The organism is Streptomyces sp. NPDC055966 (assembly GCF_042269865.1).
GTDB lineage: Bacteria > Actinomycetota > Actinomycetes > Streptomycetales > Streptomycetaceae > Streptomyces.
On the sequence record NZ_JBHJYK010000008.1, the window covers coordinates 211873 to 235793 of the forward strand.

Below are 23921 nucleotides of genomic sequence, written 5' to 3' on the forward strand. Positions count from 1 at the left end.
GGTTGGTCTAGTCCATCACCCGGCCCCGGGCCGCTAGATCCCCTGCCAGTCCGGCTTGTTGGCGTAGGTGTGGCGGAAGTAGTCGGCGAGCTTCAGCTTGGACGCGGCCGCCTCGTCGACCACCACCGTCGCGTGCGCGTGCAGCTGGAGCGCGGAGGCCGGGCAGACCGCGGCGACCGGGCCCTCGACGGTCGCGGCCACCGCGTCCGCCTTGCCCTCGCCGGTCGCGAGCAGCACCAGGTGCCGGGCCTCCAGGATGGTGCCGATGCCCTGGGTCATGACGTGGTGGGGGACCTGGCCGATGTCGCCGTCGAAGAAGCGGGCGTTGTCGACCCGGGTCTGCTCGGTCAGCGTCTTGATCCGGGTGCGCGAGGCGAGCGAGGAGCACGGCTCGTTGAAGCCGATGTGCCCGTCGGTGCCGATGCCGAGCAGCTGGAGGTCGACCCCGCCGGCCGTGGCGAGCGCGCGGTCGTACTCCTCGCACGCCGCCTGGACGTCCTCGGCGGTGCCGTCGGGGCCGAGGAACGCGTCCATGCCGATGCCGAGCGGCTCCAGCACCTCGCGGCGCAGCACCGAGCGGTAGGACTCGGGGTGCTCGGCGGGCAGCCCCACGTACTCGTCGAGCTGGGCGATCCGCGCCCGCGAGGTGTCCACGGCGCCGGAGCGCACCTTCGCGGTCAGCGCCTGGTAGATGGGCAGCGGGGTGGAGCCGGTGGCCACGCCGAGCAGGGCGTCGGGCTTGCGTCGCAGCAGCTGCGCCATGGCCTCGGCGATCAGCTCGCCGCTCGCCGCGGCGTCCGGAACGATGACAACTTCCACGCTGGGCCTGCCGTTCTGAAGTGGGCTCGAAGTGGGCTCTGTGCACCTCTATGTGGTTTAGACCAATCTAACAGAATCGCCGTTCGACGGTGCGGGAAAGCGGGGCGGAAGCTCCGGGGAACGTTCGGGTGGGGCAGCGCGGCGCTCCGTGCGAACCCTGACGGCAGGGACAATTTTCTAGGGACCGCTATAAAATGGCTGCCATGGTGGCAGGTCAGGACACGAAAGCGCAGGCGGGCAACGGCAGGACGCGCGGTCGGCCGCGCTCCTTCGACCGGGACACCGCACTGGAGAAGGCGCTCATGGCCTTCTGGGAGCACGGGTACGAGGCCACCTCGGTCTCCGATCTCACCCGGATCATGGGCATCGGGGCACCGAGTCTCTACGCGGCCTTCGGTGACAAGCGGAGCCTGTTCGAGGAGGTCGTCCGGGTCTACACGGACACGCACGGCGCCTTCGGCGACCGCGCGCTCGCCGAGGAGCCCACCGCCCGCGGCGCCGTCGTCCGCACGCTGCGCGAGGCCGCCGCCGAGTACACCGACCCCGCCCACCCCTTCGGCTGCCTGGTCGCGCACGCCGCGACCAACTGCACCAGCGCCGAGGTGGAGCGGCTGCTGCGCGAGCGGCGCAACGCCGGCATAGCGGCCCTTGCCTCCCGGATCCGGGCGGACGTCGCGGCGGGGGTGCTCCCGGCCGGCACCGACGCCGCCGCCCTCGCCCGGCACACCGGCGCGATGATCCAGGGCATGTCCCAGCAGGCGCGCGACGGGGCGAGCCGGGAGGAACTGGAAGCACTCGCGGAAATTGCCATGACCATCTGGCCCCAAGACTGAGCCCGGCGGGCTAGGCTGCGTGCTGCGTGGCATCGAGTGCCATCAGGTGTGTGTATCGAGTGCCATCGCTCGTGCGTGCCGACAAGACCATGGACACATCCTTGTGGTCTAGTCCACAATTCCAAGAGAACACAAAAGCCTCCGCCTTCCCCGCACAGGAGGGCGGATCGAGGAACCGGCGCTCTCTGCCCTGACTGCCCCGGCTCCTCGACCTTCGGCCGGCCGGGACCGCACACCCCGCGGCCGATGATGCTCCGGGCTGCGGTGCCGGGAGGGTTGAGGGTCCCTTCCAGGCGCCGCGGCCCGCGGGTGTTTTCGGCCACCTTCACACGTGCGAGTACGCTCACAGACGTGCCCTCCATGAACGAACTGGTCCGCCAGCACACCGCCCTCGACGACTCCGACCTGGAGTGGCTGCACCTGCTGGTCTCGGAGTGGCAACTGCTCTCCGACCTGTCCTTCGCCGACCTGGTCCTGTGGGTCCCCACCCGGGACGGCACCCGGTACGTCTCGGTCGCCCAGATGCGCCCGAACACCGGCCCCACCTCCTACCAGGACGACATGGTCGGCCACCTCGTCCCGCGCGGCCGCCGGCCCATGCTGGACGCGGCCCTGGACGAGGGCCGGATCGTGCGCGAGGGCGACCCGGAGTGGCGCGAAGAGGTCCCCGTACGGGTCGAGTCCATCCCCGTACGACGCGAGGGCCGCGTGCTCGGCGTGATCGCCCGCAACACCAACCTGCTCACCGTCCGCACCCCGAGCCGGCTGGAGCTCACCTATCTCCAGAGCGCCTCGGACCTCGCGCAGATGATCGCCGCAGGATCGTTCCCCTTCCCGGACCAGCAGGTCGACATGGACGCCTCGCCGCGCGCCGGCGACGGACTGATCCGGCTCGACGCGGACGGGATCGTCCAGTACGCCTCCCCGAACGCCCTGTCCGCCTACCACCGGCTCGGGCTCGCGGCCGACCTGGTCGGCCACCACCTCGGACAGACCACCGCCGAACTCGCCCCGACCCGCGGCCCGGTGGACGAGGCGCTGGTCAAGCTCGCGAGCGGCTGGGCACCGCGCGAGTTCGAGATCGAGGCCCACGACGGGGCGATCCAGTTCCGGGCGATCCCGCTCAAGCCCAAGGGCACCCGGATCGGCTCACTGGTGCTGTGCCGGGATGTCACCGAACTGCGGCGCCGCGAACGCGAGTTGATCACCAAGGACGCCACCATCCGGGAGATCCACCACCGGGTGAAGAACAACCTCCAGACGGTCGCCGCCCTGCTGCGCCTCCAGGCGCGGCGGATCGAGTCCGAGCGTGGCCGGGAGGCCCTGGAGGAGGCCGTGCGCCGGGTCGGCTCCATCGCGATCGTGCACGAGACGCTGTCCCAGAACCTGGACGAGCGCGTGGAGTTCGACGACATCGCCGACCGGGTGCTGGCGATGGTCGCCGAGATCTCGCCGGGCAAGGTGACCGGCCGGCGCACCGGATGCTTCGGGATCCTCGACGCCGAGGTCGCCACCCCGCTGTCCATGGTCCTCACTGAGGTCCTCCAGAACGCCCTGGAGCACGGCTTCCGCGAGGGCGACACCGGCACGGTCGAGGTCTCCGCGGTCCGCGGCGGTACGACGAAGGAGGCCCGGCTCCTGGTCACGGTCCAGGACGACGGCGTCGGCCTGCCCGAGGGCTTCGACCCGCACCGCTCGGGCAACCTCGGCCTGCAGATCGTACGGACGCTGGTGGAGGGCGAGTTGGGCGGCTCGTTCGACATGGTCCCGGCGCCGGAGCGGGGCACCCGGGTGATCCTCGACCTTCCGGTGCGGTCGCAGAAGTAGCCGACGGCCCTGCCCGCAAAGGGAGTCGGGCACAGCAAAAAGCCCCGGACCGGTAGTGGTCCGAGGCTCGTGCTCGTTGCTGCTCTGCGTCATTGCTAAGCGCATCGGGGGATACTGCGCGCTGCGGCTCGGGGGCGGGAGATGCGTACGTGGTGTACGCGCCGCCAAGCTCAGGCTGTCAGCAGGGGTGGGTAGGTCAGGCGGAGGCCTGACGAGCCCGGTTGCGGGCGGCGCGGCGCTTCATGGCGCGGCGCTCGTCCTCGCTGAGACCACCCCAGACGCCGGAGTCCTGACCGGACTCGAGCGCCCACTGCAGACACTGCTCGATCACCGGGCAGCGACGGCAGACGGCCTTGGCTTCCTCGATCTGCAGCAGCGCAGGACCGGTGTTGCCGATGGGGAAGAAGAGCTCGGGGTCTTCCTCGCGGCAAACGGCGTTGTGACGCCAGTCCATGGCTGCTACCTCTCCTTGGTATTACATGCACGTTGCTTGTGAATGTGAACGCTTTCACGAATCCCTCAACAAGTGAAGGGCCGACCGCCGAGATCTCCCCGGCGTGGTCCTGGGTTTGAAGAGGGGTTCTGTTGATCAGCGGAGGCCGGTGTTGCGGGCCGTCCCGATCGACACGTAGAGACTCGCAAACCTCGGCGACGGATACAACCCCTTCCGGAAAGTTTTTTTTGATTCCTCGGTGTCGACTAGGTCACAGCCGTACTTCCATGGGGTGGATCCTGGCCTAAACGTTCGAGTGAAAGGACTTTGGCCCGTTCCGCTCACACAATCACACGCAGTGCACGGCGTACGCCTGTGAACGTCACGCTCGTACGCAGCCCTAGGTGGTCGCCGTCCATCTGCAAGGGCAGAGGAGCCTTCGAATGCAAGGTGAACTGGTCCAGATCGTGCAGTGAGTGGGCGTGCCTGCCATGGGGTCCGCGCTCGGGGGACGAAGTGAGCAACTGGGTGCCATACCGGGCAACCGCGGCCGTCGACAGGCGGCTGAGACCGAGCACATCGAGGCCGGTGTCGAACGAGGCCTTAGGTGACGTGTACATCGGGCGATTGCCGAGATACGTCCACGGGGCCGTGTTCGACACTATGGCGACGACGAGTTCGGCGATCGGGTCCTCGCCGGCGCGTTCGAGCGTGATCAAGCCGTGCCGGCGGCTCGGCTCGCCGAGGTACTGCCGGACCACCTGGCGGACGTAGAGCCCGTGGGTCGAGGTCTTGCCGCGTTCGCGCTGCTGCTCGACCCGGCCGACCACGCCCGCGTCGAAGCCGAGTCCCGCGTTGAAGGTGAACCAGCGGTCCGGGACCGCCTCGTCCTCGGTGCCGGGCGTGCCCGAGGTCAGCCCGAGCCCGACGACCCGCTCCCGCCGCTCGCGCAGCGCGTCCAGCAGGGCGCCGGTGGCCTCGACGGGATCGTTGGGCAGGCCCAGGGCGCGGGCGAACACGTTCGTGGAGCCGCCGGGCACCACGGCGAAGCCGGGCAGACGGTCCAGGTCGGGGCCGCCGTGCAGGAGGCCGTTGACCACCTCGTTGACCGTGCCGTCGCCGCCGAGGGCCACCACGAGGTCGATGTCGTCGCTGTCCGCCGCCTGCCGGCCGAGGTCGCGCGCGTGCCCGCGGTACTCGGTGGTGACCGCCTCCAGCTTCACCTCGCTGGCCAGCGCGTGGATCAAAACGTCACGCCTGCGTGCGCTGGTGGTGGTTGCCGCCGGATTGACCACGAGAAGTGCACGCATGGATGGCAGCGTACCTACTGGGTGGTACCCGGCGGACGCCGAGGTAGGGATCGGGTAAGAGAGGAGGGCGTGAGTCCTGGCACTCCCGGACCCCCGGGGCGGCGGGAGGGCGCCTGCGCGGAGACGGCTACCCTGCTGGGGTGAGCAGTGAGCAGAAAGCCGCCAAGGAAGCCGCGGACACCACCGAAGCCGTCGCCGGACCGCGTCCGAGCCGGCTGACCTACGCTGCCGTGCTCGCCGCGCTGGAGGGCGTCGCCCTGGTGGCCGGCGGCCTGTGGATGGTCGTCCTCGGGATCTCCGGCGACGCCTCCGACCGGCAGCAGGGGATCTCCCTGGGGATCACCCTCCTCGTGCTCGCGCTGCTGCCGCTGCTCGCCGCGCGCGGTCTACTGCTGCGGCGCGGCTGGAGCCGGGGCCCGGCGGTGATCACACAGCTGATGGCGCTTCCGGTGGCCTACAGCCTGCTCAAGGCCGACAGCATGGCCATCCCGGCCGGCATCGCCCTCGCGGTCGTCGCCGTCGCGGCGCTGGTGCTGCTCGTCAACCCCGCCACGACCCGGGCCCTCGGCATCAGGGGACCGGGCCGGAGCGAATAGCCGACTTCCCGGGGCTCACCGACCGGGGCCCGCTCCGCGGGCTCACTCCTCCACGAGGAGCTTCTCCCGCAGCTGGGCCAGGGTGCGGGCCAGCAGCCGGGAGACGTGCATCTGGGAGATGCCGACCTCCTGCGCGATCTGCGACTGCGTCATGTTCCCGAAGAAGCGCAGCAGCAGGATGCGCTTCTCGCGCGGCGGCAGGTCCTCCAGCAGCGGCTTGAGGGACTCGCGGTACTCCACCCCCTCCAGCGCCTCGTCCTCGGCGCCGAGGGTGTCCGCGACCGCCGGGGACTCGTCGTCCGTGTCGGGGACGTCCAGGGACAGCGTGGAGTACGCGTTCGCGGACTCCAGGCCCTCCAGGACCTCCTCCTCCGAGATGGCGAGCTTCTCGGCCAGCTCGTGGACCGTGGGGGAGCGGCCGTGCAGCTGGGACAGCTCGGCCGTCGCCGTGGTCAGCGCGAGGCGCAGCTCCTGGAGCCGGCGCGGCACGCGCACCGCCCAGCCCTTGTCACGGAAGTGCCGCTTGATCTCGCCGACGACGGTCGGGGTGGCGTACGTGGAGAACTCCACGCCGCGCTCCGGGTCGAACCGGTCGACGGACTTGATCAGACCGATCGTGGCGACCTGAGTGAGGTCGTCCAAAGGCTCGCCGCGGTTGCGGAAGCGGCGTGCCAGGTGCTCCACGAGCGGCAGGTGCATACGGACCAGCTGGTTGCGCAGCTCCGCGTACTCCGGGCTGCCCGCGTTCAGCTTGCGCAGCTCGACGAAGAGCACCCGCGCCCCGCTGCGGTCCTGGGGGCCGTGCTGAACGGCCTGCACGGCCTCCGCGCCCGGCGCGTCGTCCCCGGCGTATCGCTCGTGCTCGCTCATCGTCCCGCCCGTAGCCCTTCCCCGAGCCCTCGCCCCCACGTGGACGGCGGAGTCGGCGCCGGATCCCGCCGGCGCCGCGCCCTGCACGGCACCGGCACCGCCGGGCCGCGCGGAGTCGTCCACCGGGTGTGGTCTGGCCTGCTCGGGGATGCCGTCGATGCCGTCCGCCATGCGCCGCGAACCGTCCCGAGGAGGTTCCCCGGACATGCCGCCCGTGCTCGACCAGGGGGCACCCCCGTCCCCGGTCGGCAGCTCCCGTGTGCCGCGCTCTTCGTCCCGCACCGGACCGTCCCCGTTCTTCCTCACGCCGGGCCGGGGCCCGCGCCGCGCTGTTTGTAGAGGCTGATCGACACGGTCTTGTCCTCGTCGACGGCGGACGAGACCTTGCCCGCGAGGGCCGACAGCACGGTCCAGGCGAAGGTGTCCCGCGAGGGGGCGTGACCATCCGTGGTCGGCGCCGCGACCGTGACCTCCAGCGAGTCGTCGACGAGCCGGAAGACACAGCTGAGCACGGAGCCGGGCACGGCCTGTTGGAGCAGGATCGCGCAGGCCTCGTCCACGGCGATGCGCAGGTCCTCGATCTCGTCCAGGGTGAAGTCCAAGCGGGCCGCGAGACCGGCCGTGGCCGTCCGCAGCACCGACAGGTAGGCACCCGCGGCCGGCAGCCGGACTTCCACGAAGTCCTGATTCGCCGTGGGCTCGCCTGCGATCTGGGACACCCTCACCTCCATGGTGGTACAAGCTCTACGGGGCCGAGGGTCGCCCCCCGGGGTAACGCGTACGTGGTTCCGCGGTGACGCTATCGCGCTCCGAACGGTCCTGTCCCCGGGACCCCAACCCCCTGGCGTCACTCACAGTAAAGCTGTGGATACGCTCCGTGTCTAGAGGGTTTGCGGGCCCAAATGGGAAGAGCGCGCGCCGGGTTGACGTACCCAGGCGTCCGACGCTCGAACCGTCGTACGGCCGCCACCGCATGCAGTGTCACACGAGGATGTGGTCCACGAAGCACCACCGCCAGTCCTCGCCGGGCTCGAAGGTCCGCATGACCGGGTGGCCGGACTCCTGGTGGTGTCCGGTCGCGTGCTGTCCCGGCGAGGAGTCGCAGCAGCCGACGTGACCGCAGGTGAGACACAACCGCAGCTGCACCGGGTGTGTGCCGTCCCGCAGACACTCCGGACAGGTCGGGGCGAGCGGCTCCGGTTCCGGGTGCGGCAGCGCGTCGGCGTGCGTGCACTGTTTCATGATTGCCAGATTACGACGGGTGTGCGGGTGACCGCGCGGAAAACGAGGGCGGGCGAGGATCATGGACGTGTTGCCGCTGCTGTTGCTGGTGGCGGGCAGTGCGGGCATCGCGGGGGTCGCCCGGCGCACACCGGTGCCGGCACCCCTGCTGCTGGTCGCGGTGGGCCTCGCGATCTCGTACGTGCCCGGGATCCCGCACTACACGCTGGACCCCGAGGTCGTCCTGCCGCTGGTGCTGCCCCCGCTGCTGTACAAGGAGGGCACCGAGAGCTCGTACCTCGACCTGCGGGCCCAGATGCGGCCCGTGGGGCTGCTGTCGATCGGGTACGTGCTCTTCGCGACCTTCGCCGTCGGCTGGGCCGCCTACCTCGTCGTCCCCGGACTGCCGCTGCCCGCCGCGCTGGTGCTCGGCGCCGTCGTCGCGCCGACCGACGCCGTCGCGGCCGCGGCCATCGCGCGCCGGGTCGGGCTGCCGTCCCGGATCACCACCATCCTCCAGGGCGAGTCCCTGCTCAACGACGCCACCGCGATCACCGCCTACAAGGTGGCCCTCGCCGCGGCCGTCGGCGAGGGCGCCACCTGGTCGGGCGGCATCGGGGAGTTCCTGCGGGCCGCCGTCGGCGGTGTGCTCGTCGGACTGGTGCTCATGGTGCCGATCCACTGGCTGCGCACCCGCTTGAAGGAAGCGCTGCTCCAGAACACCCTCTCGCTGCTGATCCCGTTCGTCGCCTACGGCGTGGCCGAGCAGCTGCACGGCTCCGGTGTGCTCGCGGTCGTGGTGGTCGCGGTCTATCTCGGACACCGCGCGTGGGAGGTCGACTTCGCCACCCGGCTTCAGGAGGACGCGGTGTGGCGGATGGTCGCCTTCCTGCTGGAGTCGGCGGTCTTCGCGCTGATCGGCCTGCAGCTGCCGACCGTTCTCCGGGGGCTCGGCGCCTACCGGGGGACCGACGCGGCCTGGTACGCGATCGCGGTCTTCGTCGTGGTCGTCGCGGCCCGGTTCGTGTGGGTGTTCCCGGCGGCCCTGCTGCCCCGCGCGCTCTCCCACCGCATCCGCGCCCGCGAGGAGAGCCCCGGCTGGCGGGGGCCGGTCGTCACGTCGTGGGCCGCCATGCGCGGTGTGGTGTCCCTGGCCATCGCGTTCTCGATCCCGCTCACGGTGCACGGCGGCGCCCCCTTCCCGCAGCGGAACCTGATCCTCTTCCTGACCTTCACCACGGTCATCGGCACGCTGGTCGTGCAGGGACTGACGCTCGCGCCGCTGATCCGCCTGATGAGGTTCCCCGGCCGCGACCGGCAGGCCGAGACGCTCGCCGAGGCCAACGCCCAGGCGCAGGCCTCCCGGGCCGCCGAGCGGCGCCTCGACGACCTCCTCGACGACGAGCGCAACGCCCTGCCGCCGCCGCTCGCCGACCGCCTGCGCACGGTCCTGGAGCGCCGCCGCAACGCCGTCTGGGAGCGCCTCGGCCAGACCAACCCCGTCACCGGCGAGTCCGTGGACGACACCTACCGTCGTCTCTCGCGCGAGATGATCAGCGCCGAGCGCGAGGTCTTCGTCAAGCTCCGCGACCACCGCTACATCGACGACGAGATGCTGCGCGCACTGCTCAGACGCCTTGATCTGGAGGAGGCGGCGGCCTACCGGGAGGCGGGTTAGCCCTCCGGGAACGGCCGTCCGGTGACGACGGCGGCGATCGTCGTCCCGCGCGCGTGGGCACCCTCTTCCGCGCGGGCGACAAGGGCGTAGAGCAACTTGGCGACATAGAGACGTTCGACGGGCAGTCCGTGGCGCTCCTCGAAGTCCCGGGCGAACGCGTGCAGTTCGGGGGTCGTACGCGCGTACCCGCCGAAATGGAAGCGCTCGTCGAGGGACCAGTCGCCGGTGCGGCCGCCGAAGGCACGTTCCTGCAGTGCCGCGGTGTCGCCCTCCAGGAAGCCGCCCCTGAGGACGGGCACGCCGAGCGCGCGCTGCCCGGGGGCGAGTCCCGCGGCGAGGCCCGCGAGGGTGCCACCGGTGCCGCAGGCGACGGCCACGACGTCCGCGTGCCCGCGCAGTTCCTCACCGAGGGCCCGGCAGCCGTGCACGGCCACGCTGTTGCTGCCGCCCTCGGGGACGACGTACGCCTCCTCGGCGCCGGCCGCGCGCAGGATCGCGGCCAGGGTCTCCGGCTCGGCCTTGCGGCGGTACGTCGATCTGTCGACGAAGTGGAGGCGCATGCCGTGGGCCGCGCACCGGGCCAGGGACGGGTTGAGCGGGCGCCCGGCCAGCTCCTCGCCGCGGACCACGCCCGTGGTCGGTATCCCGAGCAGGCGGCCCGCGGCGGCGGTGGCCCGCAGATGGTTGGACCAGGCCCCGCCGAAGGTGACCAGCGGCCGCCCGCCCGCCGCCGCGATGTTCGGCACCAGCTTGCGCCACTTGTTGCCGATCAGCTCCGGGTGGATGAGGTCGTCCCGCTTGAGCAGCAGGCGCAGGCCGTGCCGCTCGAACCGCTCGTCCCGTACCTCGTGGAGAGGGGAGGGAAGGCGGGGCGCGAGGGAGTCGGGGCCGGTCACACTCCATTGTCGCCCGGCGCGGGCGCCCGGCCGCCGCGGCGCTACCCCTTCAGCCGCCCCCCGACCCGCCCCCGCAGCCACTCCATCGTGAAGCCCCGCGGGTCCGCCTTCCCCGGCTGCCACTCCAGGTGCCCGATGACCGAACGCTCCGTCCAGCCGTGCCGCCGGCACACCGCCGCGGCCACGCGCGTGATCGCCTCCAGCTGGACGTCCGGCCACGGGTCCGCGCCGTCGCCGAGGTTCTCGCACTCGAAGCCGTAGAAGTGCCGGTTGCCGTCGGTGTCCGCCTGGCCGTCCGGCGGCAGCGCCTGCTCGGCGATCACGGCGCGCAGTACGCTGTCGTCCCCGAGCCCGGCGTGGTCGGCGCGGCCGTGGCCGACCAGGTGGACCGTGCCGTCCTTGGTGATCACGCCGTGGCACAGCGGGCCAGGCAGCGACCGGTAGCCGTCGCGGCAGAGCCGCACCGTGGCCGCGCTGCCCCGGGTCACCGTGTGGTGGATCATCACGCCGTGCACCGGCCCCCAGGGGCCCCTGTGGTTGCGATGGTGGTGCCGCCAGTCGCCGACCTCGACGACCGTGACGCCCTCGGCGCGCAGAACGTCCAGAAACGTGCTCGCGGACATGGGTGGGGCCATGCCGCCTCCTTCGTGTTCGCTCCATCCTGTAGCGGCCCTCTACCGGAAAGCGGATGTCCCGGACACCTCGTTCGTGCGCTGTGCGAGCCGATCCGGACAGCCTGCACGTGCAGAAAGGCCCTGTGTGCTGTACAAGGTCCCCTTTTATGCCCAGCCGTCCGATGATCCAATCCCGCTCTTTCGGGTAATGGCGACGGCACGTTCCGTGATGGAAGGCTCGGTCCCGAGACCGGTGCCCGTGCGATCCGGCACCAGCCATACATGGGAGGACATTTCCTTATGTCGGTAGGCGAAGAGGTCCGCACGGAAGAGGGCAAGCCGCAGCAGTCCCTCGGGACGGCGGCCGCGCGGAACCTGGCCACCACCACCAAGTCCGTTCCGCAGATGCAGGAGATCAGCTCCCGCTGGCTGCTGCGCACGCTCCCGTGGGTGGACCTCAAGGGCGGCACGTACCGCGTCAACAGGCGCCTGGCGTACACCGTCGGCGACGGCCGCATCACCTTCGTGAAGACGGGTGACCAGGTCGAGGTCATCCCGGCCGAACTGGGCGAGCTGCCGGCCCTGCGCGCGTACGACGACGAGGAGGTGCTGTCGGAGCTGGCCCGGCGCTGCCGCCAGCGCGACTTCGCTCCCGGCGAGGTCATCGCCGACTTCGGCAACCCGACCAACGAGGTGTACCTGCTGGCGCACGGCAGGGTCGAGAAGGTCGGCACCGGCCCCTACGGCGACGACGCCGTCCTCGGAGTCCTCGCCGACGGCGCCTACTTCGGCGAGGCGGCGCTGCTGGACCCGGACGCCATCTGGGAGTTCACCGTCCGCGCGGCCACCCCCACCACGGTGCTGATCCTCAGCCGCCAGGACTTCGAGCAGGTCGCGGAGCGCTCGGACAGCCTGCGTGGGCACCTGGAGCAGCTGCGCGCGGTGCCCGAGCAGCGGACCAACAAGTACGGCGAGAAGGAGGTCGAGCTGGCGGCCGGCCACACCGGCGAGCCCGACATCCCGCACACCTTCGTCGACTACGAGCCGCGCCCGCGCGAGTACGAGCTGAGCATCGCCCAGACCGTGCTGCGCATCCACACGCGCGTGGCCGACCTGTACAACCAGCCGATGAACCAGACCGAGCAGCAGCTGCGGCTCACGGTCGAGGCGCTCAAGGAGCGCCAGGAGCACGAGCTGATCAACAACCGCGACTTCGGCCTGCTCAACAACTGCGAGTACGACCAGCGGATCCAGCCGCACGACGGCGTGCCCAGCCCGGACGACATGGACGAGCTGCTCAGCCGCCGCCGCAGCACCAAGCTGTTCCTGGCCCACCCGCGCGCGATCGCCGCGTTCGGACGCGAGCTGAACAAGCGGGGCCTGGTCCCCGAGAGCGTCGAGGTCAACGGCAACCGCATCCCGACCTGGCGTGGTGTGCCGATCTACCCGTGCAACAAGATCCCGGTCACCGAGCAGCGCACCACGTCGATCATCGCGATGCGTACCGGCGAGGATGAGCAGGGCGTCATCGGCCTGCGGCAGTCGGGCATCCCGGACGAGATCGAGCCGAGCCTGTCGGTGCGGTTCATGGGCATCAACGAACAGGCCGTCATCAACTACCTGGTGACGGCCTACTACTCGGCCGCCGTGCTGGTGCCGGACGCGCTCGGTGTGCTGGAGAACGTCGAGATCGGCCGGTGGGGGTGACGTTTCCGCACTTCGGAGCCGTGTTCTCGGCCGCCCGGGCGGGTAGACCCTCGGCACACGTGTCCGGCCGGTCCGGCGACGCCGGCGTCCGGGGACCTGGCGAGGGGGAGACATGGCCGAGTTCATGACGGAGACCGAAGAGCGTTCCCCCGCCGTGCCGCATCCGGGCACGGCGGGGGATACCCGGGGGAACACGCAGGACACGCAGGACACGCAGAACGCACAGCGCGGCCAGAACGGCCAGAACGGCCAGAACGGGCAGGGCAGGACGGAGAACGGCGACCGCGGTCCGGTCGACGGCGCGGAGGGCCACGAGGCGGCGGCGCTGCTGGAGCGCACCAGGGCCGTGGTCGACCCCGGGTTGCGCGCGGCGCTTGAGTCGCTGCCCGGCTCCCTGCGCCGCATCGCCCTCTACCACTTCGGCTGGCAGCACGCCGACGGCAGCCCGGCAGCGGCGGGCCGTGGCAAGGCCATAAGGCCCGCGCTCGTCCTGGCCGCGGCCGCCGCCCTCGGCGGCCCGGCGGCCCGTACGGCGGCCGTCCCGGCGGCGGTGGCGGTCGAACTGGTCCACAACTTCACGCTGTTGCACGACGACGTGATGGACCGCGACACCTCCCGCCGGCACCGCCCCACGGCCTGGACGGTGTTCGGCGACACCGACGCGATCCTCGCCGGGGACGCCCTGCTGGCCCTGGCCCTGCGGCTGCTCGCCGAGGACCCGCACCCGGCCGGCGCCGCGGCCGCGGCCCGGCTCGCGAACTGCGTGGTGGAGCTGTGCGCCGGGGAGCACACCGACACGGACCTGGAACACCGCGCCCCGGACGAGGTCACCCTCGACGAGGTGCTGGCCATGGCCGAGTCGAAGACCGGGGCGCTGCTGGGCTGCGCCTGCGCCCTCGGCGCGCTGTACGCGGGCGCCGGACCCCAGGAGGTGGCCGCGCTGGACGGCTTCGGCCGCCAGGCCGGGCTCGCCTTCCAGCTGATCGACGACGTCATCGGCATATGGGGTGACCCGCGGCGCACCGGGAAGCCGGCCGGGGCGGACCTCGCGGCCCGCAAGAAGTCGCTGCCGGTGGTGGCGGCGCTCGCGTCCGGTACGGAGGCGGCGGCCGAGCTGGCCGGGCTGTACGCCACGCCGAATGTCACCGGCGACGCCGACGGCATCGCGCGGACGGCGCTGGCCGTGGAGCGGGCCGGCGGCCGGGACTGGGCGCAGGCCGAGGCGGCCGACCGGATGGCCCGCGCCGTGCAGGAGCTGGCCCGCGCGGTCCCCGCCCCGGAGGCGGAAGGCCTGCTGGCGCTCGCCGAGTTCGTGACCCGGCGCAGCGCGTAGCGCTCCGCCGGGGGCGCCGCGATGTGCCGTCGGGCGTCTGCGGCGCCGTCGTGGCCGGTCTCGCTCCTGTGGCGGCGGTCGGAAAGACCCCGGACCCCGGTCGTCGTGCGGCTCCTGACCCCGTACGGCGGCCGGGGCTCCGGTTGAGGCGGTCCCCGCACATCCCCACAGTGTGCAGGGCCCGCCGCTGTGCGCGGGCGACGGAAATCGTCACGGCTCCGCAGCGACGGCGACGTACCGTGAACGCATGCCGAAACTGCCCCCCATCCTCCACATCACCGAACGCTCCCTGTGGGAGGCGGCCCGCGAGCGCGGCAGCTACGAGGTGTCCACGCGCGGCCGCACCCTCCAGGAAGAGGGCTTCATCCACTTCTCCACGCGCGAACAGCTCCCGCGCATCGCCGCCTTCCTCTACGGCGACTACGACGGCCCGGACGAGCTGGTCGTGCTCGTCGTGGACCCGGCCCTGGTCGGCGTGCCGGTGAAGTACGAGGCGATGGAGCCGGACGGCGAGGAGTTCCCGCACGTGTACGGACCGCTGCCCGTCGGCGCGGTGGTGGAGGTGGAGCCCTGGGGGTGAGGGGTGCGGGCCGGCGGTGGCGCCGGGCGGTGGCGGACTGGGCGGCCGCCGTCGCCGTGGGCGGAGGCCTCGCGCTCGCACTCCAGGAGGACGCCCGGCCCCGCGAGCCGTACAGCCGGTGCAGAACGGCCCGGTGCCTTGCCCGCGCCGGGCCCGGCGAGCACGCGGGCCCGGCCGGCGGACGGCGAGGCCTCGTGCCCGCCGGGTCCGCCGGCCGACCGGGCCGCGGCGTCCGGGCACGCCGCGGTCATCCGCCTCTACGCGACGTCGTTCCGCCGAGCGGCCGGCAGGCCGCCCGTCTCGGGGTCGCGGCCGGTCAGGCAGTAGACGCCGCCGGCCGGATCGCGCATCACCGACCAGTGCGGGCCGTGCGCCACCGGGACGGCTCCCAGCTCCTCGTGCCGGGCACGGACCGCGCGGATGTCCGTACAGGCGAGGTCGAGATGGGCGGCGGCGGGTCGCTCGGAGTCGAGCCGCTGGAGCAGGATCCGCACGGGCAGTCCCGCCGGCGGCCGCAGCGCCTCGAACTCCGGCCGGGAACCCGTCAGCCGCTCCCAGCCCGTGAGCGCGGCCCAGAAGTCCGACTCGGCGGCGTACGCGGACGGCGGGATGTCGAGGCAGACCTGGTCCAGCCGGCTGCCCGCCACCACGGGCGGCCGTACCGCCTCGCCGTGCCAGGGCACCAGGCAGAACAACTGCCCGGCGGGGGAGCGCAGTACGACCCAATCGCCGTGGTCCGCGACCGGGTCCGCACCGAGGGCGCGGGCCGCCCCGGCCGACTCCCGCACGTCCTCCACGCACAGGTCGAGATGGGCGCCGCCGTCCCCCTCGGTCACCCCCTGGAGCTTCACGCACGCGTCCGCCCCGGTGGCCGTGTCGGGCAGCAGGGTCAGGAACTCGCCCCGCTCGCCCCGGGGTTCGGACGGCCGGGTGCCGGTGACCGAGGTCCAGAAGGCGAGGGCCTCGGGCAGCCGGCCGGCGGGGCGGTCGGCGAAGGCGTACGTCCAGCGAATGATCACGCTCCGGAGTGTAGGGGCGAACTCCCGCGCCGTCGCCGGGCTTTCGCCACACCCGCTGCCGTGCCCGCCGCCGGCTGCTACTCCGCGGGCCGCTGGAGGAAGCGCAGCTGGTTGCCCGCCGGGTCACGGAAGGCGCAGTCGCGTACGCCGTACGGCTGGTCCGTCGGCTCCTGGAGCACGTCGGCGCCGGACTCGCGCACCCGCTCGTACAGGGCGTCGCAGTCCTCGGTCGTGAAGATGACACCCCGGAGCATGCCCTTGGCGAGCAGTTCGGCCATCGCCTGCCGGTCGGCGGGGGAGGCGTCCGGGTTCGCGCCCGGCGGCTCCAGCACGATCTCGACGTCCGGCTGGAGCGGCGAGCCCAGCGTCACCCAGCGCATGCCCTCGAAGCCCACGTCGTTACGGACCTCCAGGCCGAGCACGTCGCGGTAGAAGGCGAGCGCCTTGTCGTGGTCGTCCACCGAGATGAAGCACTGCTTGAGTTTCACGTCCATGACCTCACGCTAGGCCCGCCCGGACGCGGGCGCGCGCGAGTTCGGTACGGCGCCCAGGGAGCCGGGGTCAGTAGGGTCTGCGGCGCGGGCGGGTGAACGTACGGGCCACGCAGGACGGGATCACCGCGCTCTCCTCGTGGTCCCGGGCGCGGTAGGCGCTCGGTGTCTCCCCGACCAGCTCGGTGAAGCGGGAGCTGAAGGAGCCGAGCGACGTACAGCCCACGGCGAGGCACACCTCGGTCACCGTGAGGTCGCCCCGGCGCAGCAGTGCCTTGGCCCGCTCGATCCTGCGGGTCATCAGATAGCTGTACGGCGTCTCGCCGAAGGCCTTGCGGAAGCTGCGCTGGAAGTGGCCCGGGGACATGTGGGCGCCCCGGGCCAGCTCGGTCATGTCGAGCGGCTCGGCGTACTCACGGTCCATCCGGTCGCGCACGCGGCGCAGCCGTCTGAGGTCCTCCAGGACGGTCATCCGTGCCTCCTCGGTCGCGTTCACAGCGTGGCACAGGGCACTGACACCGGGAGATCCGACGTTTCCGCACACGAGCACACAACAGAGTCCCCCATCTTCGACACGCCGTTCGCCTTCAGTTCTCCGTGCATTGGCCTGCCCTTGCCAGCCTTGCGGAATGGACCACATCACGTTCCTCGTGGCGGTCGTCATCGTCACGGCTCTGGCGTTCGACTTCACGAACGGATTCCACGACACCGCGAACGCGATGGCCACCTCCATCGCCACCGGTGCGCTCAAACCGCGTACAGCGGTCCTGGTCAGCGGGGTCCTCAACATCGTCGGGGCCTTCCTGTCCACCGAGGTCGCGAAGACGATCTCCGGCGGGATCGTGGACGACACACTGGCCAGCCCGGCGATGATCTTCGCGGGGCTGGTCGGGGCGATCCTGTGGAACCTGGTGACGTGGCTCGCCGGACTCCCCTCCAGTTCCTCCCACGCCCTCTTCGGCGGACTGATCGGCGCGGTCTGGGTCGGCGCGGGTTCCCACGGCGTGCACCTCGACAAGGTTGTCGAGAAGGTGCTCCTCCCCGCGGTGGTCTCCCCGGTCGTGGCCGGTGTGGCGGCGCTGGTCGCCACCTACCTCGCCTACAGGCTCAGCGCCCGCGCCCGCCAGGACTCGGTGACGAAGGGCTTCCGGCTCGGCCAGATCGCCTCCGCCTCCCTGGTCTCGCTCGCCCACGGCACGAACGACGCGCAGAAGACCATGGGCGTGATCACGCTGACCCTGATCTCGGCGGGCGCGCTCGGCCATGAGGCCGGCCCGCCGGTGTGGGTGATCGGCTCGGCCGGCGTGGCCATCGGCCTCGGCACCTACCTGGGCGGCTGGCGGATCATCCGCACCATGGGCAAGGGCCTCGCGGAGATCCAGTCCCCGCAGGGCTTCGCCGCCGAGACCGCGTCCACGGCGGTGATCCTCACCTCCGCCCACCTCGGCTTCGCGCTGTCCACCACGCAGGTCGCCTCCGGCAGCATCCTCGGCGCGGGCCTGGGCCGCCGGCTCGCGGAGGTCCGCTGGGGCGTGGCCGGCCGCATGGTGCTGGCCTGGCTGATCACGCTGCCCGCGGCGGCGCTGGTCGGCGGCCTCGCGGCGAGCGTCGTCAAGCACGGCGGCAACGTCGGTACGGCCGTGATCGCGCTGGTTGCCCTGGCCCTCGCCGGGGTCATCGTCGCCGCGTCCCGCCGCAACCCGGTGCGCGCCGACAACGTCAACGACGACCACGAGGTCACCCTTCGCACCTCGGCCCCGACCAAGGTCGGCACGGCCGCCTGAACCCCCGGGAGTCCCTCATGCATGTCGACTGGTCCGCCCTCGGCCGCGTGGCCGCGGTCAGCCTCGGCGTCACGGTCGCCGTGGTCGTCGTCTTCACCTTCGGCGTCCTCGGCCTGTCCCGCGCCGACACCGCGCGCGACGCCGCGGACGACGGCACCGGCGGCGCGGCCGGCCGCGCCCAGGCAGGCCTGTGCTTCCTCGCCTGCGCGGCGGTGGTGGCGTACGGGATCTACCTGATCGTGCCGCAGTTCCACTGACTCGGTGCGTACGTCCGAGGGGCCCGGCCGCGGGAACGGCCGGGCCCGCAAGGTCTACGCCCTCGCCGAGGCCGAGCGCCGCGTGCCCGCCGTCCGCCGTCCGCCCGAAGGGGCCTTGGCATGACGGAGCGGCAACCACCACGCGCCCTGCGCTGGGCGCTGCCCTGCCACCCTGCCGCCTATGCGCCCGGCACGGGGCCGAGTCGTCGTCGCCGCGCCCAGGGATCTGCCCGGTTCCTCCCGGCCGCAGCATGCCGCGATCGCGGGAGCCGGGGCCCTGGCGGGCGGCAGAGGGAGCAAAAAGTCCGCACCCGGACCACGCGGACGCCGTGCTCGGCGCCCCGCGGTCCGGGTGCGGACAAGTAGACCCTGCAGAATAAAGAGAATGCAGGTCACAAGGTCTGATCCAGGATCAGGCCTTCTTGGTCTCCCAGAAGATCTTGTCGATCTGGGCGATGTAGTCCAGAGCCTTCTGGCCGGTCGCCGGGTCGGTCGACGCCTTGGCGGCCGACAGGGCCTTCAGGGTGTCGTTGACCAGCTGGTGCAGCTCCGGGTACTTCTCGAAGTGCGGGGCCTTGAAGTAGTCGCTCCACAGCACGGAGACGTGGTGCTTCGCGAGCTCCGCGCGCTGCTCCTTGATGATTGCGGCACGCGCCTGGAAGTGGGCGTCGTCGTTGGCGGCCATCTTCTCCTGCACGGCCTTCACCGACTCCGCCTCGATGCGGGCCTGGGCCGGGTCGTAGACGCCGCAGGGCAGGTCGCAGTGGGCGCTGACCTTGACCTTGGGGGCAAACAGGCGGGAAAGCATGGAGCATTCCTTCCTCGTGATCGTCTTCTCAGGTGCGACATTACTCCCTGAGGAAGGCGATTTCTCGGGTGCCCCCTAGGGCTTAGGACAAAAGTCCAGGGTCAGACTGAGACTGGTGGAGGAACGGACCGGGGAGGTGCCGGGGATGCCGGAGCTGTCGCAGGAGACCGAACGGGGGAGGGCCGGGGCGCCGTTCGGGCTGGCCGAGGTGACGGGCCCGTCCATGGTGCCCACGCTCCGGCACGGGGACCGGCTGCTGCTGCGGTACGGAGCGGTCGTGCGGCCGGGGGACGTCGTCGTGCTGCGGCATCCGTTCCAGCAGGATCTGCTCGTCGTCAAGCGGGCCGTGGAGCGGCGCGAGGGCGGCTGGTGGGTGCTCGGGGACAACCCGTACGCGGGCGGGGACAGCACCGACTACGGGGTCGTACCGGACGAACTGGTCCTGGGGAAGGCGTACTTCAGGTACCGGCCGTGGCCCGCCGGTCAGCGCTCGCCGCTGGCGCTGGCGCGCTGGGTGCTCTCGGCCGCGCGGCCGCTGCTGCCGGACCGGTCGGCCTCCAGGCGCTTGCGGGCCCGGTAGGCGGCGACGTTGGCGCGGGTCGCGCAGCGGTCCGAGCAGTAGCGCCGGGAGCGGTTGGTGGACGTGTCGAGATAGGCGTTGCGGCACGGGGCCGCCTCGCACAGGCCCAGCCGGTCGACGCCGTACTCGGTGAGGTGGAAGGCCAGGCCCATCGCCGCGATGGCGGCGTAGCCCGCGGTCGGGTTGGACGGGTGGTCGGCCAGGTGCATGTGCCACAGCGGGCGGCCGTCCTCGTCCCGGAAGTCGTGCCCGGAGATCTGCGGGCTGACCGGGAACTCCAGGAGCAGCGAGTTCAGCAGGTCCACGGCCAGCGTCTCGTCGCCCTGGTCCGCCGCCTCGAAGACCGCGCGCAGCCGTGCCCGTACCGAGCGGAAGCGGGTGACGTCGGCGTCGGTGGCGCGCCGGGCCGTGGAGGAGTTGTTGGCGCCGAACAGATCGCGGACGGCCTCGACCGAGGTCAGGGAGTCCTTCCCCCGCGCCGGTTCCTCGCTGTTGACGAGACGGACGGCGTAATCCGAGTAATAGGCCAGTTCCACTTGTAGTCCTTACGAGGGCGCTTTATGGTCGTGTCTGCGGTCGGGTAACAGCCGGTCGTGCATCCAGGGTATTACGCATGCCTTGTGGACAAGGGGGACGGATCCGATGACGACGAGCACGGGCACCGACTGGGCCGCCTGGCAGCACAGCTGGGACCGGCAGCAGGAGTGGTACATGCCGGACCGCGAGGAGCGGTTCCGGATCATGCTGGACATGGTCGAGGCGCTGGTCGGGACGGCCCCGCGGGTCCTCGACCTCGCGTGCGGCACCGGCAGCATCACCGCCCGGCTGCTGGCCCGCTTCCCGGAGGCGACCAGCACCGGCGTCGACCTCGACCCGGCCCTGCTCGCCATCGCGCGCGGCACCTTCGCGGGCGACGCGCGGGTCTCCTTCGTCACCGCCGACCTCAAGGACCCCGCGTGGTCGGCGCAGCTGCCGTACGACTCCTACGACGCCGTCCTCACCGCCACGGCCCTGCACTGGCTGCACAGCGAACCCCTCGCGACCCTCTACGGCCAGGTCGCGGGGCTGGTCCGCGACGGCGGTGTCTTCATGAACGCGGACCACATGATCGACGAGGGCACGCCCCGGATCAACGCGGCCGAGCGCGCCCAGCGCCACGCCCGGATGGATCGGGCCAAGGAGGACGGTGTCGTGGACTGGGCCCAGTGGTGGCAGCTGGCGGCGCAGGACCCGGTGCTCGCCGAGCCCACCGCCCGCCGCTTCGAGATCTACGGCGAGCACGCCGAAGGCGACACGCCCTCGGCCGCGTGGCACGCGCGCACGCTGCTGGCCCGGGGCTTCGGCGAGGCGCGGGCGGTGTGGTGCTCCCCGTCGGACACGCTGCTGCTCGCCGTGAAGTAGGCCGTTCACGGGCGAAAAGGGGCGGTACGGGAGATCCGTACCGCCCCTCGCCGCGTCACCCGCTCACAGCACCTTGGACAGGAACGACTGCGTCCGCTCGTGCTGCGGGTTGGTCAGGACGTCCCGCGGATGGCCGGATTCGACCACCACGCCCTCGTCCATGAACACCAGGCTGTCGCCCACTTCGCGGGCGAAGCCCATCTCGTGCGTGACGACGACCATCGTCATGCCGGACTCGGCGAGATCGCGCATGACGTCCAGGACGTCACCGACCAGCTCCGGGTCCAGGGCCGAGGTCGGCTCGTCGAACAGCATCAGCTTCGGGTCCATCGCGAGCGCCCGGGCGATCGCCACGCGCTGCTGCTGGCCGCCGGAGAGCTGCGAGGGGTAGTGCCCGGCCCGGTCGGCCAGGCCCACGCGCTCCAGCAGTTGCATGGCCCGCTCCTTGGCCTGCGCCTTGCCGGCCCCCTTGACCTGGACCGGTGCCTCCATGACGTTCTCCACGGCCGTCATGTGCGGGAACAGGTTGAAGCGCTGGAAGACCATGCCGATGTCCCGGCGCTTCATGGCGACCTCGCGGTCGCGCAGCTCGTACAGCTTGTCGCCCTGCTGGCGGTAGCCGACCAGCTCGCCGTCGACGTACAGCCGGCCGGCGTTGATCTTCTCAAGATGGTTGATGCACCTGAGAAACGTGCTCTTGCCGGAGCCGGAGGGGCCGATGAGGCAGAACACCTCGCCCGGCTTCACCTCCAGGTCGATGCCCTTGAGCACCTCGACGTGGCCGAAGGACTTGTGCACGCCCTGCGCCCTGACCATCGGCACGCCGCCGCGCACGGGGGCGGCGCCCTCGGTCTCGTTCAGCTTGTCGCTCATGCGCTCACCGCTCCCTTCGGCCGGCCCAGCGAGAACATGTTGGCCTTCACCTTCTGCCACGGGGTCGGCGGCAGGCTGCGGCTGGAGCCGCGGGCGTAGTACCGCTCGATGTAGTACTGGCCGACGCTCAGGATCGACGTCATGATCAGGTACCAGGCCGCGGCGAGGAAGTACATCTCCACCGGGGCGCCGGAGTTCTGGCCGATGTCCTGGGCGTAACGGAAGAGCTCGGGATACTGGACGGCCGCCACGAGCGAGGTCGTCTTCAGCATGTTGATGACCTCGTTGCCCGTCGGCGGCACGATCACGCGCATCGCCTGCGGGATGATCACCCGGCGCAGGGTCCTGGCGTGGCTCATGCCGAGCGCGTGGGCCGCCTCGGTCTGGCCCTCGTCCACCGCGAGCAGGCCCGCCCGGCAGATCTCGGCCATGTACGCCGCCTCGTTCAGACCCAGGCCGAGCAGCGCCGTCAGCAGCGGCGTCATGAAGTTCGACCAGTAGTCCTTGTAGAACGGCATCAGGTTGATGTACTCGAAGACCAGGCCCAGGTTGAACCAGAGGAACAGCTGGACCAGGACCGGGGTGCCGCGGAAGAACCAGATGTAGAACCAGGCGATCGACGAGGTCACCGGGTTCTTCGACAGCCGCATGATCGCGAGGACGATGCCGCCGACGATGCCGATCAGCATCGACAGGACGGTCAGCAGGAGGGTCTTGCTGACACCGGTCATGATCCGGTGGTCGAAGAAGTACTCCGGCACCGCGTGCCAGTTGATCTTGCCCTGGCCGAACGCGTAGATGATCGCGACGAGGATCGCGATGGCCACGACGGCGGTGACGTACCGTCCGTAGTGGCGGACCGGGATGGCCCTGACGGCCTCCGGGCGGGCCGCGGGCGCCGCCCCGGCCGTCTTCTCGTTGTCAGTCACGGGTGTTGCCTCTCAGTGGCCGCTCGCCTGCGCGGGTCACTTGCCGCCGTTGATCACGGACTGCTGGACGGCGCCGTCCTGGGCGCCCCACTTCTGGAGGATCTTCGCGTACTCGCCGTTCTTGATGATCGCGTTCATCGCGGCCTGGAGCGCGTCGCGCAGCTGCGTGGCCTCCTTGGAGACGGCGATGCCGTACGGGGCCGCCTCGACCTGCTGGCCGACGGTCTGGAAGTCCTTGCCGCCGCCGGAGGTCTTCACCGCGTACGCGGCCACCGGGAAGTCGGAGGAGGCGGCGTCCACACCGCCCGAGCGCAGCCGGGTCTGGGACTGCTGGTCGTCGTCGAAGGGCTCGATGGAGAGCTTCTTGCCGCCCGGACACTTCTTGGCCTCCTGCTTGGCCAGGTCCTCCGAGACGGTGCCGCGCTCGACGGCGATCTTCTTGCCGCACAGGTCCGCCCAGCCGTTGATGCCCTGGGTGTCGCCCTTGCGCGTGTAGATCGAGACGCCGGCGGTCAGGTAGTCCACGAAGTCGACGCCCTCGCCGACCTTCTTGCCCGTGTCCGGGTCGACGCCCTGCTGGCGGTTCTTGTTGTCCGTCATCGCGGACATCGCGATGTCGTAGCGGCCCGAGCGCAGACCGGTGAGCAGGCCGTCGAAGGTGCCGTTCTCGAAGGTCAGCTTCACGCCGAGCTGCTTGCCCATGGCCGCCGCGAGGTCGGGGTCGAGGCCGGTGACGTTGCCGGAGGAGTCCTTGAACTCCACGGGGGCGTACGCGATGTCCGATCCGACCTTTATCTCGCCCTTGTTCCGGATGTCGGCCGGGAGCTTGCTGCTGAGCGGCGCGCCGGCGACGGAGGAGCCGCTGCCGGAGCCCTTGTTCTTGTCCTTCGTCTGGTCGCCGCAGCCGGTGACCAGCAGGGCGCCTGCGACCGCGATCGCCCCCACCGCGGCCAGACGGGAGTGCGTGGCGGTGGTACGACGGGTGGAACGTGCGGTCATCGTGGATCCTCCGGCGGATGGGAAGAGATGAAGAAGTACCGATGGGTCGACTGGAACACACAC

Annotated in this window: 27 protein-coding genes; 11 read left to right on the top strand and 16 right to left on the bottom strand. The window is 71.4% G+C overall.

Annotation, left to right across the window (positions count from 1 at the left end; genetic code table 11):
- Positions 1–33 precede the first annotated feature (33 nt).
- Complete coding sequence (gene nagB / locus ACFC8N_RS19185; protein WP_376288858.1) at positions 34–819, bottom strand: glucosamine-6-phosphate deaminase; 786 nt, start codon at positions 817–819, stop codon at positions 34–36.
- Between the two features lie 203 nt (positions 820–1022).
- On the opposite strand from nagB, the gene ACFC8N_RS19190 reads away from it, so the two are divergent.
- Both ACFC8N_RS19190 and ACFC8N_RS19195 read left to right on the top strand, forming a co-directional pair.
- The gene (locus ACFC8N_RS19190) at positions 1023–1652 is read left to right on the top strand and encodes a TetR/AcrR family transcriptional regulator (protein WP_376288859.1); all 630 of its coding nucleotides are present in this window, start codon (positions 1023–1025) and stop codon (positions 1650–1652) included.
- A gap of 360 nt (positions 1653–2012) precedes the next feature.
- On the top strand, positions 2013–3479 hold the full coding sequence (locus ACFC8N_RS19195; protein ID WP_356029123.1) for a PAS domain-containing sensor histidine kinase: 1467 nt from the start codon (positions 2013–2015) through the stop codon (positions 3477–3479).
- A 196-nt stretch (positions 3480–3675) separates the two neighbouring features.
- Here the strand turns inward: ACFC8N_RS19195 and ACFC8N_RS19200 are convergent, their stop codons facing one another.
- Positions 3676–3933, bottom strand: a complete 258-nt coding sequence (locus tag ACFC8N_RS19200; protein WP_003992873.1) for a WhiB family transcriptional regulator — start codon at positions 3931–3933, stop codon at positions 3676–3678.
- Between the two features lie 320 nt (positions 3934–4253).
- Positions 4254–5222 (bottom strand): diacylglycerol kinase family protein, encoded by a 969-nt coding sequence (locus tag ACFC8N_RS19205; protein WP_356028928.1) that lies wholly within the window; start codon positions 5220–5222, stop codon positions 4254–4256.
- 140 nt (positions 5223–5362) lie between these two features.
- Here ACFC8N_RS19205 and ACFC8N_RS19210 point away from each other — a divergent pair, with 140 nt between their 5' ends.
- Positions 5363–5818, top strand: coding sequence for a hypothetical protein (locus ACFC8N_RS19210; protein WP_362818588.1), 456 nt, complete (start codon positions 5363–5365; stop codon positions 5816–5818).
- 42 nt (positions 5819–5860) lie between these two features.
- Here the strand turns inward: ACFC8N_RS19210 and ACFC8N_RS19215 are convergent, their stop codons facing one another.
- From ACFC8N_RS19215 to ACFC8N_RS19225, 3 genes are all read right to left on the bottom strand, one after another.
- Complete coding sequence (locus ACFC8N_RS19215) at positions 5861–6970, bottom strand: RNA polymerase sigma factor SigF (RefSeq protein WP_356028924.1); 1110 nt, start codon at positions 6968–6970, stop codon at positions 5861–5863.
- Between the two features lie 20 nt (positions 6971–6990).
- Positions 6991–7407, bottom strand: a complete 417-nt coding sequence (locus ACFC8N_RS19220; RefSeq protein ID WP_031163342.1) for an anti-sigma regulatory factor — start codon at positions 7405–7407, stop codon at positions 6991–6993.
- Between the two features lie 262 nt (positions 7408–7669).
- Positions 7670–7930: a UBP-type zinc finger domain-containing protein gene (locus tag ACFC8N_RS19225; RefSeq protein ID WP_356028922.1), complete on the bottom strand. Its 261-nt coding sequence runs from the start codon at positions 7928–7930 to the stop codon at positions 7670–7672.
- Positions 7931–7991: 61 nt separating this feature from the next.
- Here ACFC8N_RS19225 and ACFC8N_RS19230 point away from each other — a divergent pair, with 61 nt between their 5' ends.
- Entirely contained in the window at positions 7992–9587 is a 1596-nt protein-coding gene (locus ACFC8N_RS19230; protein WP_376288860.1) for a Na+/H+ antiporter, read from the top strand.
- On the opposite strand, the gene ACFC8N_RS19235 is transcribed toward ACFC8N_RS19230, so the two are convergent.
- Positions 9584–10483 carry a 1-aminocyclopropane-1-carboxylate deaminase/D-cysteine desulfhydrase gene (locus tag ACFC8N_RS19235; protein WP_376288861.1) on the bottom strand — a complete coding sequence of 300 codons (900 nt, stop codon included), beginning with the start codon at positions 10481–10483 and terminating at the stop codon, positions 9584–9586. The genes ACFC8N_RS19230 and ACFC8N_RS19235 overlap by 4 nt on opposite strands.
- Positions 10484–10524: 41 nt before the next feature.
- Positions 10525–11118, bottom strand: a complete 594-nt coding sequence (locus ACFC8N_RS19240; protein WP_376288862.1) for an N-acetylmuramoyl-L-alanine amidase — start codon at positions 11116–11118, stop codon at positions 10525–10527.
- A 279-nt stretch (positions 11119–11397) separates the two neighbouring features.
- Between ACFC8N_RS19240 and ACFC8N_RS19245 the strand changes: the two genes are divergently transcribed.
- The 3 genes from ACFC8N_RS19245 (at position 11398) to ACFC8N_RS19255 (ending at position 14717) form a co-directional block, all read left to right on the top strand.
- A complete protein-coding gene (locus tag ACFC8N_RS19245) occupies positions 11398–12804 on the top strand; it encodes a family 2B encapsulin nanocompartment shell protein (RefSeq protein WP_356028915.1) in 1407 nt (468 codons plus the stop codon).
- Positions 12805–12928: 124 nt separating this feature from the next.
- Complete coding sequence (locus ACFC8N_RS19250) at positions 12929–14137, top strand: family 2 encapsulin nanocompartment cargo protein polyprenyl transferase (RefSeq protein WP_376288863.1); 1209 nt, start codon at positions 12929–12931, stop codon at positions 14135–14137.
- Positions 14138–14384: 247 nt separating this feature from the next.
- Positions 14385–14717, top strand: a complete 333-nt coding sequence (locus ACFC8N_RS19255; RefSeq protein WP_376288864.1) for a DUF952 domain-containing protein — start codon at positions 14385–14387, stop codon at positions 14715–14717.
- Positions 14718–14974: 257 nt separating this feature from the next.
- Here ACFC8N_RS19255 and ACFC8N_RS19260 read toward each other — a convergent pair whose 3' ends face one another.
- The 3 genes from ACFC8N_RS19260 to ACFC8N_RS19270 all read right to left on the bottom strand — a co-directional run bounded on the left by ACFC8N_RS19260 (position 14975) and on the right by ACFC8N_RS19270 (position 16699).
- Positions 14975–15736: a VOC family protein gene (locus ACFC8N_RS19260; protein WP_362818598.1), complete on the bottom strand. Its 762-nt coding sequence runs from the start codon at positions 15734–15736 to the stop codon at positions 14975–14977.
- Between the two features lie 77 nt (positions 15737–15813).
- On the bottom strand, positions 15814–16230 hold the full coding sequence (locus ACFC8N_RS19265) for a VOC family protein (RefSeq protein WP_071376507.1): 417 nt from the start codon (positions 16228–16230) through the stop codon (positions 15814–15816).
- Positions 16231–16297: 67 nt separating this feature from the next.
- Positions 16298–16699, bottom strand: a complete 402-nt coding sequence (locus ACFC8N_RS19270; RefSeq protein WP_071384220.1) for a helix-turn-helix transcriptional regulator — start codon at positions 16697–16699, stop codon at positions 16298–16300.
- Between the two features lie 157 nt (positions 16700–16856).
- Here ACFC8N_RS19270 and ACFC8N_RS19275 point away from each other — a divergent pair, with 157 nt between their 5' ends.
- The gene (locus ACFC8N_RS19275; protein ID WP_376288865.1) at positions 16857–18011 is read left to right on the top strand and encodes an anion permease; all 1155 of its coding nucleotides are present in this window, start codon (positions 16857–16859) and stop codon (positions 18009–18011) included.
- A gap of 17 nt (positions 18012–18028) precedes the next feature.
- Positions 18029–18268 carry a hypothetical protein gene (locus ACFC8N_RS19280; protein ID WP_356028899.1) on the top strand — a complete coding sequence of 80 codons (240 nt, stop codon included), beginning with the start codon at positions 18029–18031 and terminating at the stop codon, positions 18266–18268.
- Positions 18269–18680: 412 nt separating this feature from the next.
- On the opposite strand, the gene sodN is transcribed toward ACFC8N_RS19280, so the two are convergent.
- A complete protein-coding gene (gene sodN / locus ACFC8N_RS19285; RefSeq protein ID WP_356028896.1) occupies positions 18681–19076 on the bottom strand; it encodes a superoxide dismutase, Ni in 396 nt (131 codons plus the stop codon).
- A 145-nt stretch (positions 19077–19221) separates the two neighbouring features.
- Here sodN and sodX point away from each other — a divergent pair, with 145 nt between their 5' ends.
- Entirely contained in the window at positions 19222–19656 is a 435-nt protein-coding gene (gene sodX, locus ACFC8N_RS19290; protein ID WP_356029121.1) for a nickel-type superoxide dismutase maturation protease, read from the top strand.
- On the opposite strand, the gene ACFC8N_RS19295 is transcribed toward sodX, so the two are convergent.
- On the bottom strand, positions 19560–20192 hold the full coding sequence (locus tag ACFC8N_RS19295; protein ID WP_356028895.1) for a CGNR zinc finger domain-containing protein: 633 nt from the start codon (positions 20190–20192) through the stop codon (positions 19560–19562). The two genes, sodX and ACFC8N_RS19295, sit on opposite strands and share 97 nt — an antisense overlap.
- Positions 20193–20298: 106 nt before the next feature.
- On the opposite strand from ACFC8N_RS19295, the gene ACFC8N_RS19300 reads away from it, so the two are divergent.
- Positions 20299–21057 (top strand): class I SAM-dependent methyltransferase, encoded by a 759-nt coding sequence (locus tag ACFC8N_RS19300; protein WP_356028893.1) that lies wholly within the window; start codon positions 20299–20301, stop codon positions 21055–21057.
- A 63-nt stretch (positions 21058–21120) separates the two neighbouring features.
- On the opposite strand, the gene ACFC8N_RS19305 is transcribed toward ACFC8N_RS19300, so the two are convergent.
- The 3 genes from ACFC8N_RS19305 to ACFC8N_RS19315 are packed head-to-tail and all read right to left on the bottom strand — an operon-like array spanning position 21121 to position 23858.
- Complete coding sequence (locus ACFC8N_RS19305) at positions 21121–21873, bottom strand: amino acid ABC transporter ATP-binding protein (RefSeq protein ID WP_356029119.1); 753 nt, start codon at positions 21871–21873, stop codon at positions 21121–21123.
- A gap of 53 nt (positions 21874–21926) precedes the next feature.
- Positions 21927–22859, bottom strand: coding sequence for an amino acid ABC transporter permease (locus tag ACFC8N_RS19310; RefSeq protein ID WP_356028891.1), 933 nt, complete (start codon positions 22857–22859; stop codon positions 21927–21929).
- Between the two features lie 36 nt (positions 22860–22895).
- The gene (locus ACFC8N_RS19315; protein ID WP_356028888.1) at positions 22896–23858 is read right to left on the bottom strand and encodes an ABC transporter substrate-binding protein; all 963 of its coding nucleotides are present in this window, start codon (positions 23856–23858) and stop codon (positions 22896–22898) included.
- Positions 23859–23921 lie beyond the last annotated feature (63 nt).

What these genes read in the sequence shown, in the direction of transcription:
- ACFC8N_RS19200 (WP_003992873.1), bottom strand. Translation starts at nt 3,933, where the DNA reads ATGGACTGGCGTCACAACGCCGTTTGCCGCGAGGAAGACCCCGAGCTC.
- ACFC8N_RS19250 (WP_376288863.1), top strand. Translation starts at nt 12,929, where the DNA reads ATGACGGAGACCGAAGAGCGTTCCCCCGCCGTGCCGCATCCGGGCACG.
- ACFC8N_RS19305 (WP_356029119.1), bottom strand. Translation starts at nt 21,873, where the DNA reads ATGGTCAGGGCGCAGGGCGTGCACAAGTCCTTCGGCCACGTCGAGGTG.
- ACFC8N_RS19270 (WP_071384220.1), bottom strand. Translation starts at nt 16,699, where the DNA reads ATGACCGTCCTGGAGGACCTCAGACGGCTGCGCCGCGTGCGCGACCGG.
- ACFC8N_RS19315 (WP_356028888.1), bottom strand. Translation starts at nt 23,858, where the DNA reads ATGACCGCACGTTCCACCCGTCGTACCACCGCCACGCACTCCCGTCTG.
- ACFC8N_RS19190 (WP_376288859.1), top strand. Translation starts at nt 1,023, where the DNA reads ATGGTGGCAGGTCAGGACACGAAAGCGCAGGCGGGCAACGGCAGGACG.
- ACFC8N_RS19275 (WP_376288865.1), top strand. Translation starts at nt 16,857, where the DNA reads ATGGACCACATCACGTTCCTCGTGGCGGTCGTCATCGTCACGGCTCTG.
- ACFC8N_RS19195 (WP_356029123.1), top strand. Translation starts at nt 2,013, where the DNA reads ATGAACGAACTGGTCCGCCAGCACACCGCCCTCGACGACTCCGACCTG.
- ACFC8N_RS19300 (WP_356028893.1), top strand. Translation starts at nt 20,299, where the DNA reads ATGACGACGAGCACGGGCACCGACTGGGCCGCCTGGCAGCACAGCTGG.
- ACFC8N_RS19230 (WP_376288860.1), top strand. Translation starts at nt 7,992, where the DNA reads ATGGACGTGTTGCCGCTGCTGTTGCTGGTGGCGGGCAGTGCGGGCATC.
- ACFC8N_RS19205 (WP_356028928.1), bottom strand. Translation starts at nt 5,222, where the DNA reads ATGCGTGCACTTCTCGTGGTCAATCCGGCGGCAACCACCACCAGCGCA.
- sodN (WP_356028896.1), bottom strand. Translation starts at nt 19,076, where the DNA reads ATGCTTTCCCGCCTGTTTGCCCCCAAGGTCAAGGTCAGCGCCCACTGC.
- ACFC8N_RS19245 (WP_356028915.1), top strand. Translation starts at nt 11,398, where the DNA reads ATGTCGGTAGGCGAAGAGGTCCGCACGGAAGAGGGCAAGCCGCAGCAG.
- ACFC8N_RS19240 (WP_376288862.1), bottom strand. Translation starts at nt 11,118, where the DNA reads ATGGCCCCACCCATGTCCGCGAGCACGTTTCTGGACGTTCTGCGCGCC.
- ACFC8N_RS19225 (WP_356028922.1), bottom strand. Translation starts at nt 7,930, where the DNA reads ATGAAACAGTGCACGCACGCCGACGCGCTGCCGCACCCGGAACCGGAG.
- sodX (WP_356029121.1), top strand. Translation starts at nt 19,222, where the DNA reads ATGCCGGAGCTGTCGCAGGAGACCGAACGGGGGAGGGCCGGGGCGCCG.
- ACFC8N_RS19280 (WP_356028899.1), top strand. Translation starts at nt 18,029, where the DNA reads ATGCATGTCGACTGGTCCGCCCTCGGCCGCGTGGCCGCGGTCAGCCTC.
- ACFC8N_RS19265 (WP_071376507.1), bottom strand. Translation starts at nt 16,230, where the DNA reads ATGGACGTGAAACTCAAGCAGTGCTTCATCTCGGTGGACGACCACGAC.
- ACFC8N_RS19255 (WP_376288864.1), top strand. Translation starts at nt 14,385, where the DNA reads ATGCCGAAACTGCCCCCCATCCTCCACATCACCGAACGCTCCCTGTGG.